This is a genomic window from Streptomyces sp. NPDC043427, from assembly GCF_056436655.1.
Map to the genome: position 1 here is coordinate 39885 of NZ_JBWKCC010000012.1, position 15846 is coordinate 55730.

Below are 15846 nucleotides of genomic sequence, written 5' to 3' on the forward strand. Positions count from 1 at the left end.
GCCTGTGAAGGGAAAGTGTCGTAGACCGATGACGCGCATGCCGTACGGCAGTCTGGACAGACATGGACAAGAAGACGATTTCCCGCGACGGCACCGAACTCGCCTACGCGCGCGCCGGAAAGGGGCCCGCGGTCATCCTGGTGAGCGGGGCGATGTCCACGGGCGGCACGGTCGCGCCCCTGGCCGGGCTCCTCACGGGCCGCTTCACCGCCCTGTGGTACGACCGCCGGGGCCGGGGCGAGAGCGGTGACACGGCGCCGTACTCGGTGGATCGGGAGGTGGAGGACCTCGCCGCGCTCATCGACGTGGCGGGCGGGGAGGCGGCGCTGTACGGCATCTCGTCGGGCGGCGCGCTGGCGCTCGAGGCGGCGGCCCGGGGGCTGCCGGTGCGCCGGGTGGCCGTGTACGAGACGCCGTTCGCCCTCGACGCGGAGGGCGCGAAGGCACGCGCCGAGTACACCGCGAACCTCACCGAGGCGCTCGCGCAGGGGCGGCGGGGAGACGCGGTCGCGCTGTTCCTGCGGCTGACGGGCCTGGCCGAGGAGATGATCCGGGGGGCACGTCAGTCGCCGATGTGGGCGGCCATGGAGGCGATCGCACCGACGCTCGCGTACGACGACGCCGTCATGGGCGACGGCCTCCTCCCCCGCGACCGTCTGGCCTCGCTCGACGTGCCCGTGCTGGCCGTCGCGGGCGGGGAGAGCCCCGACTGGCTGCGACAGGCCACCCGGGCGGTCGCCGACGCGGCCCCTCGGGGCACGTACCGCACGCTGGAGGGCGAGACCCACATGGTGGACCCGAACGCGCTCGCGCCGGTGCTCGCGGAGTTCCTCGCGCCCTAGGGGCTGCCTTGTGGATCATGCCGACGCCGCGGGGGCCGGCAGGCGCACCCCGGCGCGCTCTCCTGGCAAGCGCCGCAGCGCCGCTTACGCGACAGCCGTCCTCGCGCGGGTGGTCGACGCGATCGTCGCCGACCCCACCACGCGCGTGCCGTCGTAAAGGACGATCGCCTGGCCGGGGGCGACGCCGCGGACCGGCTCGGTGAAGGTCACCTCCAGGCGGCCGTCGACGAGTTCGGCGGTCACCTCGGTCTCGCCGCCGTGGGCGCGGAGCTGGGCGGTGTAGGTGCCGGGGCCGGTGGGGGCGGCGCCGCACCAGCGGGGCTTGACGGCCGCCAGCCCGGTCACGTCCAGGGCGTCGGCGGGACCGACCGTCACCGTGTTGTTCACCGGTGAGATGTCGAGGACGTAGCGCGGCTTGCCGTCGGCGGCGGGGGTGCCGATGCGCAGGCCCTTGCGCTGGCCGATGGTGAAGCCGTACGCGCCGTCGTGCGTGCCGAGCTTTTCGCCGGTCTCGTCGACGATGTCACCCTCGGCCTTGCCCAGCCTCTTCGCCAGGAAGCCCTGGGTGTCGCCGTCGGCGATGAAGCAGATGTCGTGCGAGTCGGGCTTCTTGGCGACGGACAGGCCCCGGCGCTCGGCCTCCGCGCGGATCTCGTCCTTGGTCGTCACCGTGTCGCCCAGCGGGAAGAGCGCGTGGGCGAGCTGCTTCTCGTCCAGGACACCCAGGACGTACGACTGGTCCTTGGCCATGTCGGAGGCGCGGTGCAGTTCGCGGGTGCCGTCCTCGCGGACGATCACCTGCGCGTAGTGGCCGGTGCACACCGCGTCGAAGCCCAGCGCGAGCGCCTTGTCGAGCAGGGCGGCGAACTTGATCTTCTCGTTGCAGCGCAGGCACGGGTTGGGGGTGCGGCCGGCCTCGTACTCGGCGACGAAGTCCTCGACGACGTCCTCACGGAAGCGGTCGGCGAGGTCCCACACGTAGAAGGGGATGCCGATGACGTCCGCCGCGCGGCGCGCGTCGCGCGAGTCCTCGATGGTGCAACAGCCCCGGGCGCCCGTGCGGAACGACTGCGGGTTCGCGGAGAGCGCGAGGTGGACGCCGGTCACGTCGTGGCCGGCTTCCGCGGCGCGGGCGGCGGCGACGGCGGAGTCGACCCCGCCGGACATGGCGGCGAGGACACGGAGGGGGCGGGTGCGCTGCGAGGTGTCAGTCATAGCCCTTCAAGAGTACGGGGCACGGGAACCGGAGCCCGCGGGTATCCGTTGTCGATCTCAAGGGGACGAGGAAGGGTCACATGGGGGCGAGCGAGAAGGACACGGACCGGAGGATCGGGAGGCGTGCCCTCCTCGTGGGCGGGTTCGCGGCGGCCGTCGGTTCGGCCGTGCTGGCGCGCGACGAGCTGGCACACCTGTGGTGGCGGCTGCCCGGTGTGGAGAAGCCGCGGGTCGAGGGCGCTGTCGACTACCGGGGCGCTCGCTGGGTAGCGGCCTCGTCGGCGAACTGGCGCCGCGCGGACCGGCCGGACGACTACGGCGTCGACATGGTGGTCATCCATGTCACGCAGGGCGACTACGACAGCGCGGTGAAGGCCTTTCAGGACCCCGAGCACCGGGCCGCCGCCCACTACATCGTCCGCAGGGACGGGCACATCACCCAGATGATCCGCGAACTGGACGTGGCGTTCCACGCGGGCAACCGGGAGTACAACGAGCGCAGCATCGGCATCGAGCACGAGGGGTTCGTGGAGCGCGCCTCCTCGTTCACGGACGAGATGTACGCCGCCTCCGCGCGCCTGACGGCGGGGATATGCGCGCGGTACGACATATCCGTCGACCGGGAGCACATCATCGGGCATGTGGAGGTGCCGGGGACGGACCACACCGACCCCGGGAAGCTCTGGGACTGGGACCGGTACATGCGGCTGGTGCGGGAGGCCGGCGCAGCCACACGCGCCTGAGACGGATGGCCGGTTACGTCAGTCCCGCGGCCCGGGCCCGTTCCACCGCGGGGCCGATGGCCTTGCCGACCGCTTCGACGTCGGCCTCCGTGGAGGTGTGGCCGAGGGAGAAGCGCAGGGTGCCGCGGGCCAACTCGGGGTCGGTGCCGGTGGCGAGGAGGACGTGGCTGGGCTGGGCGACGCCGGCGGTGCAGGCGGAGCCGGTCGAGCACTCGATGTCCTGGGCGTCGAGCAGGAGCAGCAGGGAGTCACCCTCACAGCCGGGGAAGGTGAAGTGGGCGTTGGCCGGGAGGCGGTCCACGGGGTCGCCGCCGAGGATCGCGTCCGGGACGGCCGTACGGACCGCGGTGATCAGGGCGTCGCGCAGGGCGCCGATCTCGCGGGCGAACCAGTCGCGCTGCTGGGCCGCGAGCCGGCCGGCGACCGCGAAGGAGGCGATCGCGGGGACGTCGAGGGTGCCGGAGCGGACGTGACGCTCCTGGCCGCCGCCGTGCAGCACGGGTACGGGGGTGTGCTCGCGGCCCAGGATCAGGGCGCCTATGCCGTAGGGGCCGCCGATCTTGTGGCCGGAGACGGTCATCGCGGCGAGGCCGGAGGCGGCGAAGTCGACGGGGATCTGGCCGAAGGCCTGGACGGCGTCGGCGTGCACAGGGACGCCGAACTCGTTCGCCACGTCGACGAGTTCACGGACCGGGGTGATCGTGCCGATCTCGTTGTTCGCCCACATGACCGTGGCCAGGGCGACGTCGTCGGGGTCGCGGGTGATCGCCTCGCGCAGCGCGTCCGGGTGGACGCGGCCGTAGGAGTCGACCGGGAGGTACTCGATCGTGGCGCCCTCGTGTTCGCCGAGCCAGTGGACCGCGTCGAGGACCGCGTGGTGTTCGACGGGGCTGGCGAGGACGCGGGTGCGGCGCGGGTCGGCGGCGCGGCGGGACCAGTACAGGCCCTTGACCGCGAGGTTGTCGGCCTCGGTGCCGCCGGAGGTGAAGACGACCTCGCTCGGGCGGGCGCCGAGTGCGTCCGCGAGGGTTTCGCGGGACTCCTCGACGGTTCGCCTCGCGCGGCGGCCGGATGCGTGGAGGGAGGAGGCGTTGCCTGTGGCGTTGAGGTGCGCGGTGAGCGCCTCGACTGCCTCGGGGAGCATCGGGGTGGTCGCGGCGTGGTCGAGGTATGCCATGGTGAGGCCGATTCTACGGGGCGGTGTCGCAGGGCCTCGTGGCAAGGTGGGCCTGGGGTGAGGTGGGGGGTGTGCGCCTTGCCCGGGCTGCGGCTGGGCATGTTGCGACGCACCCGGCACTGTCGGCTGTGTCCACCCGTTCCGCCCTGCGGAACGACTGCCCACAGCGGCAGCGGCCAGTCGTAGCGGGAATCGGAGACTGCGCCCCGTCGTCCTCGGGGCCCCCGCTCGCCGAGCCTCTTAAAAGCTCCACGAGATCGTGCTGTCCGCCTGCATGAACGCGACCAGGACCACGAGGTCGGCGATGCCGAGGGTGAGGCCGAGGTAGGCGCGGCCGGGACGGGCTGTGCCGCGCCACAGCGCTGCGGCGGCCAGGGCGATGGCGATGGGGCCGAGGAAGACGTTGAGGACGAGGAGGCCCACGAGGCCGAGGATGAAGGCGGCGACGGCCATGCCGTCGGCGTCGCGGATACCGGTGCGGCGCGTGGCCGGGGCGGTGAGGTGCATGGTGGTCAGCTCCAGACGATCAGACGTGCGTGTCAGTGGGTCGAGGTGTGCCGGCGTCCATGGCGCTCGCGGAGCGCGAAGATGCCGAGCCACGCGGCGATGACGGCGGCGGCGACGATGGTGAAGGTGAACGGCGCGTGGGCGACGGTGCCCAGGACGGCGCCGAACAGCAGCAGGGCGGCGACGAGGAACAGCATGGGATGAATCCCTCTCCCGAGACGCTTGCGAGTGGGTCTCGTTACGTTTCGGTGAACGGTTGTAGTTACAGTTGTTCACTGAATCCCGAGTCTATCGCTCCTCACGGCTTTCCAATTACAGAGAACAGTTGTTAACTGCATGGTATGAGTCACACCTTCGGCGTCCGGCAGGCCCAGAAGCAGAAGACCCGGCAGGCACTCCTGGACGCGGCCCTGGTCCTGCTGGAGGAGCAGAGCCTGAGCAGCCTGGGCCTGCGCGAGGTCACCCGCGCCGTCGGCGTCGCCCCCACCGCCTTCTACCGGCACTTCCGTTCCACCGCGGACCTCGGCGTCGCCCTGGTCGAGGAGGCGCTGGGCAGCCTGCACCCGATGATCCGCACGACGGTGACCACGTCGGACAGCAGCGAGGAACGGATCACGCGCGCCGTCCAGCTGATCACCCGTCACGTGAGCGCGTACCCCGCACATGTCCGGTTTATCGCCCGGGAGCGACATGGCGGAGTCCAGCCGGTGCGGGAGGCCATACGGGCCCAACTGGTCCGGTTCGCCGAGGAGGTGAAGGCGGAGCTGGCCAAGGACCCGGAGTCCGCGGGCTGGAACGACGACGACCTGCTGATGCTCGCCCATCTCTACGTCGACCAGATGCTCATCACGGCCTCGCTGTTCCTGGAGGCACTGGAGGCGCCGGACGACGAGCGGGAACGGGTCACCCAGGTGGCCACCCGCCAGATGCGGCTCATCAGCATCGGGCGCCATCACTGGCTCGACTGAGCACGCGAGAGGGGCGGCGCACCCGGAGCCGGGTGCGGCGCCCCTGTCGTACGACAGCCGGGTCAGCCCTGCTGCTGCGCCTGCTGCCCCTGCCCCCCGCCCGGGCCGCCGCAGCCACCACCCTGGCCGCCGCCACCGGGGCCGCCCTGGCCGCCACCGGGACCGCCGCTCGGCATGCCGGAGGGGGCGCCGGAGGGTGGGCGGTCGGCGCGCCAGAGGGGGCCGCCGTGGCCGCCCCGGACGGCGCGCCCGACGGTGCTCCGGACGGGGCGCCGCCGGCCCGGCCGGAGGCGTTGCCGGTCGGCATGCCGGACGGTGCCTGGCAGGCCTGCTGACCGGAGTTGCCGCTGTGCGAGGACTTCGAGGACGAGGAGTCGCCGGAGCCGCAGGCCACCAGGACGGGGGGCGAGAGCGCCAGCAGGGCCACCGCGGGGACGAGACGCGCACGCATCATGAGAAACAACTCCAGGAAGATGAAGAAGGATGAGGGAGTCCTGAGGCGGGCACTCAACCAACGGCGCGTAGGACTTCCTTGAGCCTGCGCTGTACGCCCCCTGCCAGCGGAGTAAAGGCAGACCCAAGCCACCTCGATGACCTGCGGGTTCAGTCGGAGCGGCCGCTCACGCGCTGGTACAGGCCCGTGACAGAGGCGGCCGCCGCGCGCAGTTCCTCGCGCACCTCGGGCGGGGAGAGGACCTCCACCCGGTCGGAGAACGCGAGCAGTTGGCGGGCCTCGCGGACGAAGCCGTACGACAGACGGGCGGTCACCCACTCGCTCTCGCCGTCGTCCTCGGGGAGTTCGGCCAGCGCGGAGGCGTTCAGGCGCAGGAACATGTCGAGGCGGTCGCGCCGGACGCGGACGGTGACGTCGAGGCCGCCGGGACGCTCCTCGACCTGGCGGCGCAGCACCTCCCACACGTCGGTGAGTTCGACGCCGGGCCGCCGCCGGACGGGGTCGTCCAGCGTCTTCGCCGAGTGCACCCGGTCGGCGCGGAAGAGCTGGGGTTTCGCCCGGCGGTCGGCGACCAGGTACCAGACGCCTGCCTTGGAGACGAGGCCGTAGGGGTCGACGGTGTAGGTGCGGGGCTCGCGGTCGCCGCTGTGGCGGTAGCGCAGGCGCAGCCGTCGGTCCGCGAAGACGGCGTCCTGGAGGGTGTCCAGGTCGACGGCGGGCCGGGGGCCGCCCTTCCAGCGCGTGGCGTCGACCAGGATGCGCCGGCTGGTGACCTCGGCGGCCGGACGGTGCGGGGCCGGAAGCGCGGCCATCACCTTGCGCAGGGCGGAGCCGAGCGCCGCGTCCAGGCCGAGCGCCGCGTGCGCGCCCTGCGCGGCCAGGATGAACAACGCGCGGGACTCGTCGGCGGTCAGTCCCGTCACGTCCGTACGGAAGCCCGCGAGCAGCTCGATGCCGCCGTGGCGCCCGCGTTCGGTGTAGACCGGGACTCCGGAGGCGGAGAGGGCCTCGATGTCGCGGTAGATGGTGCGGACCGACACCTCCAGCCGGTCGGCGAGTTCGTGGGCCGGGACGCGGCCACGGGTCTGCAGGAGCAGCAGGATCGACAGCAGGCGGTCGGACTTCACGGCCTCAGGATCCCGCCGCGCGCGGCCCCGGGCAAATGTTGACGGCAGTTGTCAGGTTTTCCGGGGAGTCTTGACCGTACCGACCCGCAGAGAGGCCCAGCATGATGAACGTCGTCGACCCCCGCCCCTTCTACTCCCGCGCCACCGAACAGGCCGCCTCGCTCATCAAGACCGTACGGCCGGAGCAGTTGACCGGTGCCACCCCCTGCGGCGACTTCGACGTCCGCACGCTGCTCTCCCACATCGTGGGCGGCACCCTGCGGATCGCGGTCGTCGGGGAGGGCGGCGACGGGCTCGCCGTCCGGCCCTTCGCGGAGGGGGTCGGGGACGACGGGTGGACGGCCGCGTACGAGGAGGTGCGGGAGCGGGTGCTGGCCGCCTGGGCGGGCGACGAGCGCATGGCGGTGCCGGTCCGGGTGCCCTGGGGCGAGGTGCCGGGGCACGCGTCCCTCTCCGGGTACGTCATGGAGCTCGTGACCCACACCTGGGACCTCTCCGAGTCCGTGGGCCGCCCCCTGGAACTCGACCCGGAGCTGGCCGAGTTCGCCCTCGCGACCGCCCGGCGCGCCCTGCCCGACGCACAACGCGATGAGCAGACGCCCTTCGGCTCGGCCCTGCCGGCCCCCGAAGGGGCCGACATCTACGAGCAGTTGGCGGCGTGGCTGGGCCGCAGGCCGCTCAGCCGGGCCTGACACCGCGCGGTGCTCAGGCTCAGCCCAGCCTCACTCGCGCCAACTGTCGCGACTGTGCCACCAGTCGGTCCGTGCTGTCCCAGACCTCCGCGTCCTCCTCAAGGAAGCCGCCGGCGAGGTTGCGGGTGGTGATGGCTACGCGCAGGGGGCCCGGGGCCGGGCGGGAGCGGACGTGGACGGTCAGCTCGACCGTGGGCACCCAGCCGCTGAGGCCGATCTCGAAGGCGGTGGGCGGCAGCGCGTCCACCGCCAGGAGCAGGGAGAGCGGGTCGGGGTCACGGCCGTCGGCGAGCCCGAACCAGGCGCGCATCTCGCCCTTGCCGGAGGGCTTCCCGAGCGCCCAGCCCAGGGTGGACGGGTCGAGCTTGAGCATCAGGCGGTCGGTGATGGCCGAGCTGCCGTCGACCGGGGCCGGTCCGTCCTCGGGGCCGAAGCAGTGCTCCATGGGCGGGATCGCGGGCGGCTTCGCCGACGTGCGCACGTCGTCGGGGAGGGCGTCCAGGTCGCCGTAGGAGGCCAGCACGCGGATGCGCTCGACCTCACGGCCCTCGTCGTCGTACTGGAAGAGGGACGCCTGGCCGGTGGAGAGGGTGCGCCCGGTGCGTACGACGTCCGTGCGGACGACCGCCGGGCCCGGCTGGGAGGCGGTCAGGTAGTGCGCGGAGATCGTGAACGGGTCGCCGTGCGGCAGGGCGTCCGCGAGGGCGCGGCCCAGGACGGCCAGCAGGTAGCCGCCGTTGACGGCGCTGATGATCGTCCAGCCGGCCGAGAGGTCGATGTCGTAGACCCCGGGGACGCCGGGTTCGCGCCGGGTGAGCGCGGTGTCGCGGTCGAACTCGCTGTCGCCGATGGTGGCGCACATGGTCCCGGTAGCTGCTTCTGGCATGGCTGAAAGGTACAACATCTGATTACTAAGCGGTAGCTTTGCAGTGGGGGTGCAGGTGAGATGTGGTCAATTTCTCGGTAAGCGTCCGCACTCGTCCGTCAACCCTGAGCCCCCGCTTTGCCTCCTTAAGGACATGAGCCTCACCGGGACTGCATTCCTCTACACCCTGATCGCGCTGGCCGTCGTCGCGCTCGCACTGCCCCTCGTCCTGTGGTCGCGGCTGCGCGGACCCAGGATCGTGCGGGCCGCGGCGCGGATGCTGATGCTGCTGTTCGCCCAGGGCACGGCCGTCTCCCTGGTCTTCGTCCTGGTCAACAACTCCAACAACCTGTACGACAACTGGGGCGATCTCCTCGGCACGGCCGACCATGTGCAGCAGGCCGCCGACCTCGGCGCCAGCGGCACCGGCGGCATCGCGCTGGAGCGGCTGCCCAAGGTCGAGCAGAAGTTCAAGGACGCGCACGGACCGGGCATGCGCAAGGCCGGCGGAGTGCGCGTCACCCAGCTCAAGGGCCGCGTGTCCGGCGTGAACGCCGAGGTCTACGTATGGCTGCCGCCGCAGTACGACGAGCCCGCCTACCGGCACCACACGTTCCCCGTCGTCGAGTTGCTGCCCGGCTACCCGGGCTCGGCGAAGGCCTGGTTCGGGTCGATGAAGGCGCACGAGCAGTTGCTGCCGCTGATGCGCGAGGGCCGCGTCGCGCCGTTCATCCTGGTCGCGCCGCGCACCTCCCTGCTCCCCGGAGTCGACACCGGCTGCGCCAACGTCCCGGGCACGGTCAACGCGGACACCTGGCTGAGCATCGACGTGCCGAGGATGATCATGGACAACTTCCGGGCCCAGCCCGCGCCGCGCGGCTGGGCGGTCGCCGGATACTCGGCCGGCGGGCACTGCGCGACGAAACTGGCGGTCGCGCACCCCGACCGCTACGGGGCGGCGGTGAGCATGTCCGGCTACAACGACCCGATCGCCGAGCGCAACTCGCTGGCCGCCGAGACCCCGGCCCTGCGTGCCGAGAACAACCCCTACCTGCTGCTGCGCAAGAAGGCCGTTCCGCCCAGGATCGCCCTCTACCTCTCCGGCCAGCCGCGCGACGGCTACGAGGCCGGCATGGCCCTGGAGAAGATCGCGAAGGCGCCGACCGCCGTGCACGTCGTGTACGTCCCGAAGAGTGCGGGCGGCCACACGATGGCCCTGTGGCGGCCGCAGGTGGTTTCGGCGTTCCTGTGGCTGACGCAGCAGATGGGCGAGCAGCACGTCACCCGGCACTCCGGCGGGGGCGCCGGGGGCGCTACTCCTCCCGCACCGTCGAACGACGGTTCCACGCGCGCGGAGCTCGCCAGTGGTACCGCATCGCGAGCAGGCGCAGCACGAAAGCCGTGACGGCGGCCAGAGCGCTGGCCAGCGGGGTCAGGGCGTCGTAGCGGATGCAAAGCACGACCATCGTGGCGCCGACCATCGCTGGGACCGCGTAGAGGTCGCGGTCCCAGCGCAGCAGCGAGGGCACCTCGTTGGCCAGCACGTCGCGCAGCACACCGCCGCCGACGGCGGTGGCGAGGCCGAGTGCCGCCGACGCGGTGAGGCCGAGCCCGTAGTCGTACGCCTTGGTCGCTCCCGTGACGCAGAACAGGCCGAGGCCCGCCGCGTCGAAGACGTTGACACCGACCTGGATGCGCTCGACCTGCGGGTGGAGGAAGACGACCAGGAGCGCGGCGAGCAGCGGTGTGAGGAAGTACCCCAGGTCGGTGAAGGCCGCCGGCGGCACCGCACCGATCACCACGTCCCTGAACAGGCCGCCGCCCAGCGCGGTGACCTCGGCGAGCATGGCGATGCCGAAGACGTCGAAGTTCTTGCGGACGGCCAGCAGCGCGCCGGAGATGGCGAAGACGAAGATGCCGATCACGTCGAGCGTGTGCTGGACGGACGGGGTGAAGAGTTCCTGGACCACCCTTCTATTCTGACGCAAAGCGAAGCCCCCGCCTTACATTGCAAGGCGGGGGCCCACTGTCGCTCTCAGTTACTTCTCTTTGGCCGGGGTTTCACCCTCGGAGTCGGAGTTGTCCCGCACCTCCGCCGCCACCGCAGCCGACGTCTCCGCCGACTCCGCCAGCACCTCGTCGGCCACCAGCTCGGCCGCCTCCTTCGCGGCGCTCAGCAGGACGGTGTCCTGCGGGGCCTGGTCCGCGAAGTTCTCCGGGTGGTGGCAGGCGACCTGCTGGCCGGGACGCAGCTCGATCAGCGGCGGCTCGGTCGTCTTGCAGATCTCCGTGGCCTTCCAGCACCGGGTGTGGAAACGGCAGCCGCTCGGCGGGGAGATCGGCGAGGGCACGTCGCCCTTGAGCAGGATCCGCTCGCTCTTGGCGTTCTTGCGCCTCGGGTCCGGGATCGGCACCGCCGACATCAGCGCCTTGGTGTACGGGTGCATCGGCGTCTTGTAGAGCAGGTCGCGGTCGGCGAGCTCCACGATCTTGCCGAGGTACATCACCGCGATCCGGTCCGAGACGTGCCGGACGACCGAGAGGTCGTGCGCGATGATCACGTACGTCAGGCCGAGCTCCTGCTGGAGGTCGTCGAGGAGGTTCACGACCTGCGCCTGGATCGACACGTCGAGCGCGGAGACCGGCTCGTCCGCGACCACCAGCTTCGGGTTGAGCGCGAGCGCGCGGGCGATGCCGATGCGCTGGCGCTGACCGCCGGAGAACTCGTGCGGGTAGCGGTTGTAGTGCTCGGGGTTGAGGCCGACCACCGACAGCAGCCGCTGGACCTCCTTCTTGATGCCGCCCGCGGGCTCGACGCCCTGGAGCTTGAAGGGGGCGCCGATGATCGTGCCGATGGTGTGGCGCGGGTTCAGCGACGAGTACGGGTCCTGGAAGATCATCTGCACGTCGCGGCGCAGCGGACGCATGCCCGCCACCCCGAGGTGCGTGATGTCCTTGCCCTCGAACTCGACCTTGCCGCCGGTCGGTTCGAGCAGCCGGGTGATCAGCCGGCCCATCGTGGACTTGCCGCAGCCCGACTCGCCCACGACACCGAGGGTTTCGCCGGCCTTGACCTCGAAGTCGATCCCGTCGACCGCGTGCACCGCCCCGACCTGCCGCTGGAGCAGGCCCTTCTTGATGGGGAAGTGCTTCTTGAGCCCGGTCACCTTCAGCAGGATCTCGCCGGGGGCGGCGTCCTTGGTGAGCGTGGCGCCGTCGGTCTGCTCGGACTTGGTCAGTGCTTTCTCGTCACTCACAGCTTCGGCGCAATCTCTTCGGTCCAGATACGCTCCCGCTGCTCCTTGCCCAGGTGGCAGGCGGCCCAGTGCCGGCTGCCGACCTCGGCCAGCTCCGGGCGGACCGTGCGGGTGACGTTGTCCTTCGGGAGGTCCGCGTACGGGCAGCGCGGGTTGAAGGCGCAGCCCGACGGGATGTTGATGAGCGAGGGCGGGGAGCCCTTGACCGGGATCAGGCGCTCCTGCTGCTCGCGGTCGAGCCGCGGCATCGAGCCGAGCAGGCCCCAGGTGTAGGGGTGGCGGGGCTCGTAGAACACCTTCTCGGCCGGCCCGCGCTCCACGCAGCGGCCGCCGTACATCACCAGGAGGTCGTCGGCCAGTTCGGCGACGACGCCCAGGTCGTGGGTGATGACGATGACCGCGGAGCCGAACTCCTTCTGCAGATCGCGGATCAGGTCGAGGATCTGCGCCTGGACGGTCACGTCCAGGGCCGTCGTCGGCTCGTCCGCGATGAGCAGCTCGGGGTTGTTGACCAGCGACATCGCGATCATCGCGCGCTGGCGCATACCGCCGGAGAACTCGTGCGGGTAACTGTCGACGCGCTTGTCCGGCTGCGGGATGCCCACCCGGTCGAGCATCTCGACCGCGCGGCGCTTGGCGGTCTTCTTGTCGACGTCGTGGTGGATGCGGTACGCCTCCACGATCTGCTGACCGATCGTGTAGTACGGGTGCAGCGCCGACAGCGGGTCCTGGAAGATCATCGCCATCTGACGGCCGCGCAGCTTGCGCACGTGGTCCGGGTCGGCGGACAGCAGCTCGGTGCCGTCCAGCCAGATCTCGCCGGAGATCTGAGCCTTGCGCTTGCCGTACTGGCCGGCGGTGTGCAGGCCCATGATGCCGAGCGAGGTCACCGACTTGCCGGAGCCGGACTCGCCCACGATGCCGAGGGTCTTGCCCTTCTCCAGCTGGAAGCTGAGCCCGTCGACGGACTTGACCAGACCGTCGTCGGTCGGGAAGTGCACCTTCAGGTCGCGCACTTCGAGGAAGGAGCTCGGGGCCTGCGAGTTGCTCGTGGGTTCGCCCACGGCAGCTCCGGTCTTGCTCAGTTCGGTCATGACAGCCTCACTCGGGGGTCGATCACGGCGTACAGGACGTCCACCACGAGGTTGGCGATGAGCACCGCGAGGGAGGTGATCAGGACGACGCCCAGAATGATGGGCAGGTCCTGGGTCCTGATGGCGTTCAGCACGGCCTGGCCGAGTCCGGGAAGGCTGAACGTGGTCTCGGTCAGGATCGCACCGCCGATGAGGGCGCCGAGGTCCATGCCGAGCATCGTCAGGATGGGCGTCATCGTGGAGCGCATGGCGTGCTTGCCGATGACCGTCTGCTCCCGCAGACCCTTGGCGCGGGCGGTACGGATGTAGTCCTCGCCGAGCACCTCCAGCATGGTGGCGCGGGTGATACGCGCGTACATCGCCGCGTAGAGGAACGCCAGGGTGATCCAGGGCAGGATCATGCCGCCGAACCAGCCGGTGAAGCTGTCGTCCAGCGGCACGTAGTCGCCCTTGAACCAGTTCAGGCCGAAGACGAAGACCGCCAGCGAGAGCATGCCGGTGAAGTAGATGGGGAGGGAGACACCCGCGAGCGCGACGACCATCGCGCTGCGGTCCCACAGGGTGCCGCGCTTGAGCGCGGAGAGCACGCCCGCCGCGACACCGAAGATCAGCCACAGCACGGCGGCGCCGAGCGCGAGACCCAGGGTCACCGGGAGACGGTCGGTCAGCACCGGCCAGACGGCCTGCTCGCTGCGGAAGGAGTAGCCGAAGCACGGCGCGGAGCAGTGGGTGACGTCACCGCCGCCCGAGTAGGTGCGGCCCGCGAAGATGCCCTTGAAGAACTCCCAGGCCTGGACGTAGATCGGTTCGCCCAGTCCGAGCTTCTGCCGGACCCCCTCCACGGCGGCCGGGTCGGCCTGCTTGCCGACGAAGCTCAGGGCCACGTCGACGCCCGCCCACTTGGGGAAGAGGAAGAAGATGCTGAAGACCACCAGGACGATGACCACCAGCATCACTGCGGCGGCGAACAGCCGCCTGATGAGGTAAGCGAGCACAGCTCTCGGCCCGCCGCGGACGCGGGCCACCGGAGATCATCCAGTGGCCCGCCTCACGCGTCGCCGGCCTTCACCTGCCTTTCGTGCCGTTCGGCGGGTGTGCCGGGTTTACTTCGCGGACTTCAGGCCGAGGTTGACGAAGTCGTACATACCGCTGTAGCCGTCGGTCGTGTAGACGTTCGCCAGGCGGCTGGAGCGCCAGTTGATGAACTTCTCGAAGACGAAGGGCAGGTAGTAACCGCCCTCCATCACCTTGTGGTTGATCTCCGTGGCGATCTTGGCCTTGCCGGAGTCGTCCAGCGTGTTGACGTACTGGTCGAACAGGCCGTCGATCGTCTTGTCCTTGATGAGCGCGAAGTTGTTGTTGGCGCTCTCAAGGATGTACTTGCTGTTCCACAGCGGCAGACCGAAGCCCTGGACGGACGGGAAGTCCGGGCCCCAGCCCATGATGATGATGCCGTAGCCCTTCTTCTTCACGTTCGAGGGGCTGCCGATGACGCTGGAGCTCTGCGAGCCGTCGTACTGGTCGATGTCGACGGTGACGCCGATCTTCTTCAGCGACGCCTGCAGGGACTGGGCGGTGGCCACCTCGACCGGCTTGTTGTTGCGGACGGCGATGGTGGTCTTGAAGCCGCTCGGCTTGCCGCAGGCCTTCAGCTCTTCCTTGGCCTTGGCGACGTTGCCGTTCTTGTTGGCGCCGTTGAGCTCGAACGGGTCGTACTTCTGGCCCTCGGCGCCCGCGACGGACGGCGGGAGCATGTTCGTGCCGATGTCACCACCGGCGACGGGGCCACCGCGCGCGGTCTGCAGCGACACGTGGTCGGCGCCGTAGATGACGGCGTTGCGGCAGTGGATGTTGTCGAACGGCTTCACGCTCTGCGGGAAGGTCGCGTAACGGATGTAGCCGGAGACCGGGTTGTCCAGGTTGGCCTTGTGCTGCTTCAGGGCGATGGTGCGGCCCTGCGGCGACATGCCGGTCTGGTTGAGGTCGAGGTCCAGGTCACCGCTGATCAGGCGCTGGTCCAGGTCGTTGGCGTTGGTGAAGAACTTGACCGTGATCTTGTCCGGGTACGCCTTGCGGATCGGGTCCGAGGCCTGCTTCCAGCCCTCGTTGCGGACCAGCGTGAGGTCCTTGCCCGGGTTGTACGACTGGAACTTGTACGGGCCGGAGGAGAACGGCTTCAGTTGGTACTTGGACTTGGTGTCCATGTCCTGGCGGACCGGAGAGGCCGAGATCAGGCCCAGCATCTCCTCGAAGTCCGAGTTGGCCTTCGGGAGCTTGAAGACGATGGTCTTGTCGTCCGGCGTCTCGATGGCCTTCAGACCGAGCTTGTCCTTCGAGGTGTCCTTGTACGGGCCCTTGTACTCGCCCTTGGGGTCGAGGACTTCCTTGAGGTAGGTCGGGCCGCCGGACAGCACGTCCTGCGCCCAGACACGCTCGATGCCGTACTTGATGTCCTTGGAGGTGATCGGCTTGCCGTCCTCCCACGTGATGCCGTCACGCAGGGTGTACGTGTAGGTCTTGCCGTCGTCGGTGATCTTGGCGAGACCGGTGGCGAGGTCCGGGGTCAGCTCCGCGCCGGCCTTGCCGGGCTCCGTCTTGTTCGTGACGAGCTGGCGGCTGTAGTAGCGCGCGAAGTTCCACATCATGCCGTAGTAACCACGCGTGGTGTCCCACGAGTCGGCGTCCTGGGCGGCGCCGAACTTCAGCTCGCCGCCCTTCTTCGCCGCGGACGCCTGGGCGACCTTGTTGTTGGCGGCGTCGAAGCCGGCCGCGCCGTTCTTCGAGCCGCCGTCGCCGTCGTCGTCTCCGCCGCCGCACGCCGCCGTGGTCAGCAGCGCCGCGACCACGGCGGCAGCGGCCATGGCCTGCTTGCGCCGCCCTGAGGTGCGTTGGGTAGTCACGATCT

17 protein-coding genes are annotated in these 15846 nt (G+C 70.4%); 6 read left to right on the plus strand and 11 right to left on the minus strand.

Features of this window, described 5'->3' with window-relative positions:
• The first annotated feature begins 62 nt into the window (after window positions 1-62).
• On the plus strand, window positions 63-842 hold the full coding sequence (locus AC067M_RS20635) for an alpha/beta fold hydrolase (RefSeq protein WP_478698450.1): 780 nt from the start codon (window positions 63-65) through the stop codon (window positions 840-842).
• A gap of 84 nt (window positions 843-926) precedes the next feature.
• On the opposite strand, the gene mnmA is transcribed toward AC067M_RS20635, so the two are convergent.
• The gene (mnmA, locus tag AC067M_RS20640; protein WP_478698451.1) at window positions 927-2057 is read right to left on the minus strand and encodes a tRNA 2-thiouridine(34) synthase MnmA; all 1131 of its coding nucleotides are present in this window, start codon (window positions 2055-2057) and stop codon (window positions 927-929) included.
• Window positions 2058-2137: 80 nt separating this feature from the next.
• Between mnmA and AC067M_RS20645 the strand changes: the two genes are divergently transcribed.
• Window positions 2138-2800, plus strand: a complete 663-nt coding sequence (locus tag AC067M_RS20645) for an N-acetylmuramoyl-L-alanine amidase (RefSeq protein WP_478698452.1) — start codon at window positions 2138-2140, stop codon at window positions 2798-2800.
• A gap of 13 nt (window positions 2801-2813) precedes the next feature.
• On the opposite strand, the gene AC067M_RS20650 is transcribed toward AC067M_RS20645, so the two are convergent.
• The 3 genes from AC067M_RS20650 to AC067M_RS20660 form a co-directional block, all read right to left on the minus strand.
• Window positions 2814-3977, minus strand: a complete 1164-nt coding sequence (locus tag AC067M_RS20650; protein WP_478698453.1) for a cysteine desulfurase family protein — start codon at window positions 3975-3977, stop codon at window positions 2814-2816.
• 240 nt (window positions 3978-4217) lie between these two features.
• Complete coding sequence (locus tag AC067M_RS20655; protein ID WP_478698454.1) at window positions 4218-4484, minus strand: DUF4190 domain-containing protein; 267 nt, start codon at window positions 4482-4484, stop codon at window positions 4218-4220.
• 32 nt (window positions 4485-4516) lie between these two features.
• Complete coding sequence (locus AC067M_RS20660) at window positions 4517-4681, minus strand: hypothetical protein (protein WP_389423490.1); 165 nt, start codon at window positions 4679-4681, stop codon at window positions 4517-4519.
• Between the two features lie 144 nt (window positions 4682-4825).
• On the opposite strand from AC067M_RS20660, the gene AC067M_RS20665 reads away from it, so the two are divergent.
• Together AC067M_RS20665 and AC067M_RS20670 are read left to right on the plus strand one after the other, a co-directional pair.
• A complete protein-coding gene (locus AC067M_RS20665) occupies window positions 4826-5452 on the plus strand; it encodes a TetR family transcriptional regulator (RefSeq protein ID WP_478698455.1) in 627 nt (208 codons plus the stop codon).
• Window positions 5453-5484: 32 nt separating this feature from the next.
• On the plus strand, window positions 5485-5787 hold the full coding sequence (locus tag AC067M_RS20670) for a hypothetical protein (protein ID WP_478698456.1): 303 nt from the start codon (window positions 5485-5487) through the stop codon (window positions 5785-5787).
• 268 nt (window positions 5788-6055) lie between these two features.
• On the opposite strand, the gene AC067M_RS20675 is transcribed toward AC067M_RS20670, so the two are convergent.
• Window positions 6056-7033, minus strand: coding sequence for a helix-turn-helix transcriptional regulator (locus AC067M_RS20675; RefSeq protein WP_478698457.1), 978 nt, complete (start codon window positions 7031-7033; stop codon window positions 6056-6058).
• Between the two features lie 104 nt (window positions 7034-7137).
• Between AC067M_RS20675 and AC067M_RS20680 the strand changes: the two genes are divergently transcribed.
• Entirely contained in the window at window positions 7138-7725 is a 588-nt protein-coding gene (locus AC067M_RS20680; protein WP_478698578.1) for a TIGR03086 family metal-binding protein, read from the plus strand.
• Window positions 7726-7744: 19 nt separating this feature from the next.
• Here AC067M_RS20680 and AC067M_RS20685 read toward each other — a convergent pair whose 3' ends face one another.
• The gene (locus AC067M_RS20685; RefSeq protein ID WP_478698458.1) at window positions 7745-8611 is read right to left on the minus strand and encodes a thioesterase family protein; all 867 of its coding nucleotides are present in this window, start codon (window positions 8609-8611) and stop codon (window positions 7745-7747) included.
• A 133-nt stretch (window positions 8612-8744) separates the two neighbouring features.
• Between AC067M_RS20685 and AC067M_RS20690 the strand changes: the two genes are divergently transcribed.
• Window positions 8745-9995: an alpha/beta hydrolase gene (locus AC067M_RS20690; protein WP_478698459.1), complete on the plus strand. Its 1251-nt coding sequence runs from the start codon at window positions 8745-8747 to the stop codon at window positions 9993-9995.
• On the opposite strand, the gene AC067M_RS20695 is transcribed toward AC067M_RS20690, so the two are convergent.
• The 5 genes from AC067M_RS20695 to AC067M_RS20715 all read right to left on the minus strand — a co-directional run bounded on the left by AC067M_RS20695 (window position 9904) and on the right by AC067M_RS20715 (window position 15841).
• The gene (locus tag AC067M_RS20695; protein ID WP_478698460.1) at window positions 9904-10560 is read right to left on the minus strand and encodes a trimeric intracellular cation channel family protein; all 657 of its coding nucleotides are present in this window, start codon (window positions 10558-10560) and stop codon (window positions 9904-9906) included. The two genes, AC067M_RS20690 and AC067M_RS20695, sit on opposite strands and share 92 nt — an antisense overlap.
• A 69-nt stretch (window positions 10561-10629) precedes the next feature.
• The gene (locus tag AC067M_RS20700; RefSeq protein ID WP_478698461.1) at window positions 10630-11847 is read right to left on the minus strand and encodes an ABC transporter ATP-binding protein; all 1218 of its coding nucleotides are present in this window, start codon (window positions 11845-11847) and stop codon (window positions 10630-10632) included.
• On the minus strand, window positions 11844-12941 hold the full coding sequence (locus tag AC067M_RS20705; RefSeq protein ID WP_478698462.1) for an ABC transporter ATP-binding protein: 1098 nt from the start codon (window positions 12939-12941) through the stop codon (window positions 11844-11846). Before AC067M_RS20705 ends, AC067M_RS20700 begins: the two co-directional genes overlap by 4 nt.
• Window positions 12938-13936: an ABC transporter permease gene (locus tag AC067M_RS20710; protein WP_478698579.1), complete on the minus strand. Its 999-nt coding sequence runs from the start codon at window positions 13934-13936 to the stop codon at window positions 12938-12940. The genes AC067M_RS20705 and AC067M_RS20710 overlap by 4 nt, the downstream gene beginning before the upstream one ends.
• 108 nt (window positions 13937-14044) lie before the next feature.
• A complete protein-coding gene (locus tag AC067M_RS20715) occupies window positions 14045-15841 on the minus strand; it encodes an ABC transporter substrate-binding protein (protein ID WP_478698463.1) in 1797 nt (598 codons plus the stop codon).
• Window positions 15842-15846: the final 5 nt, after the last annotated feature.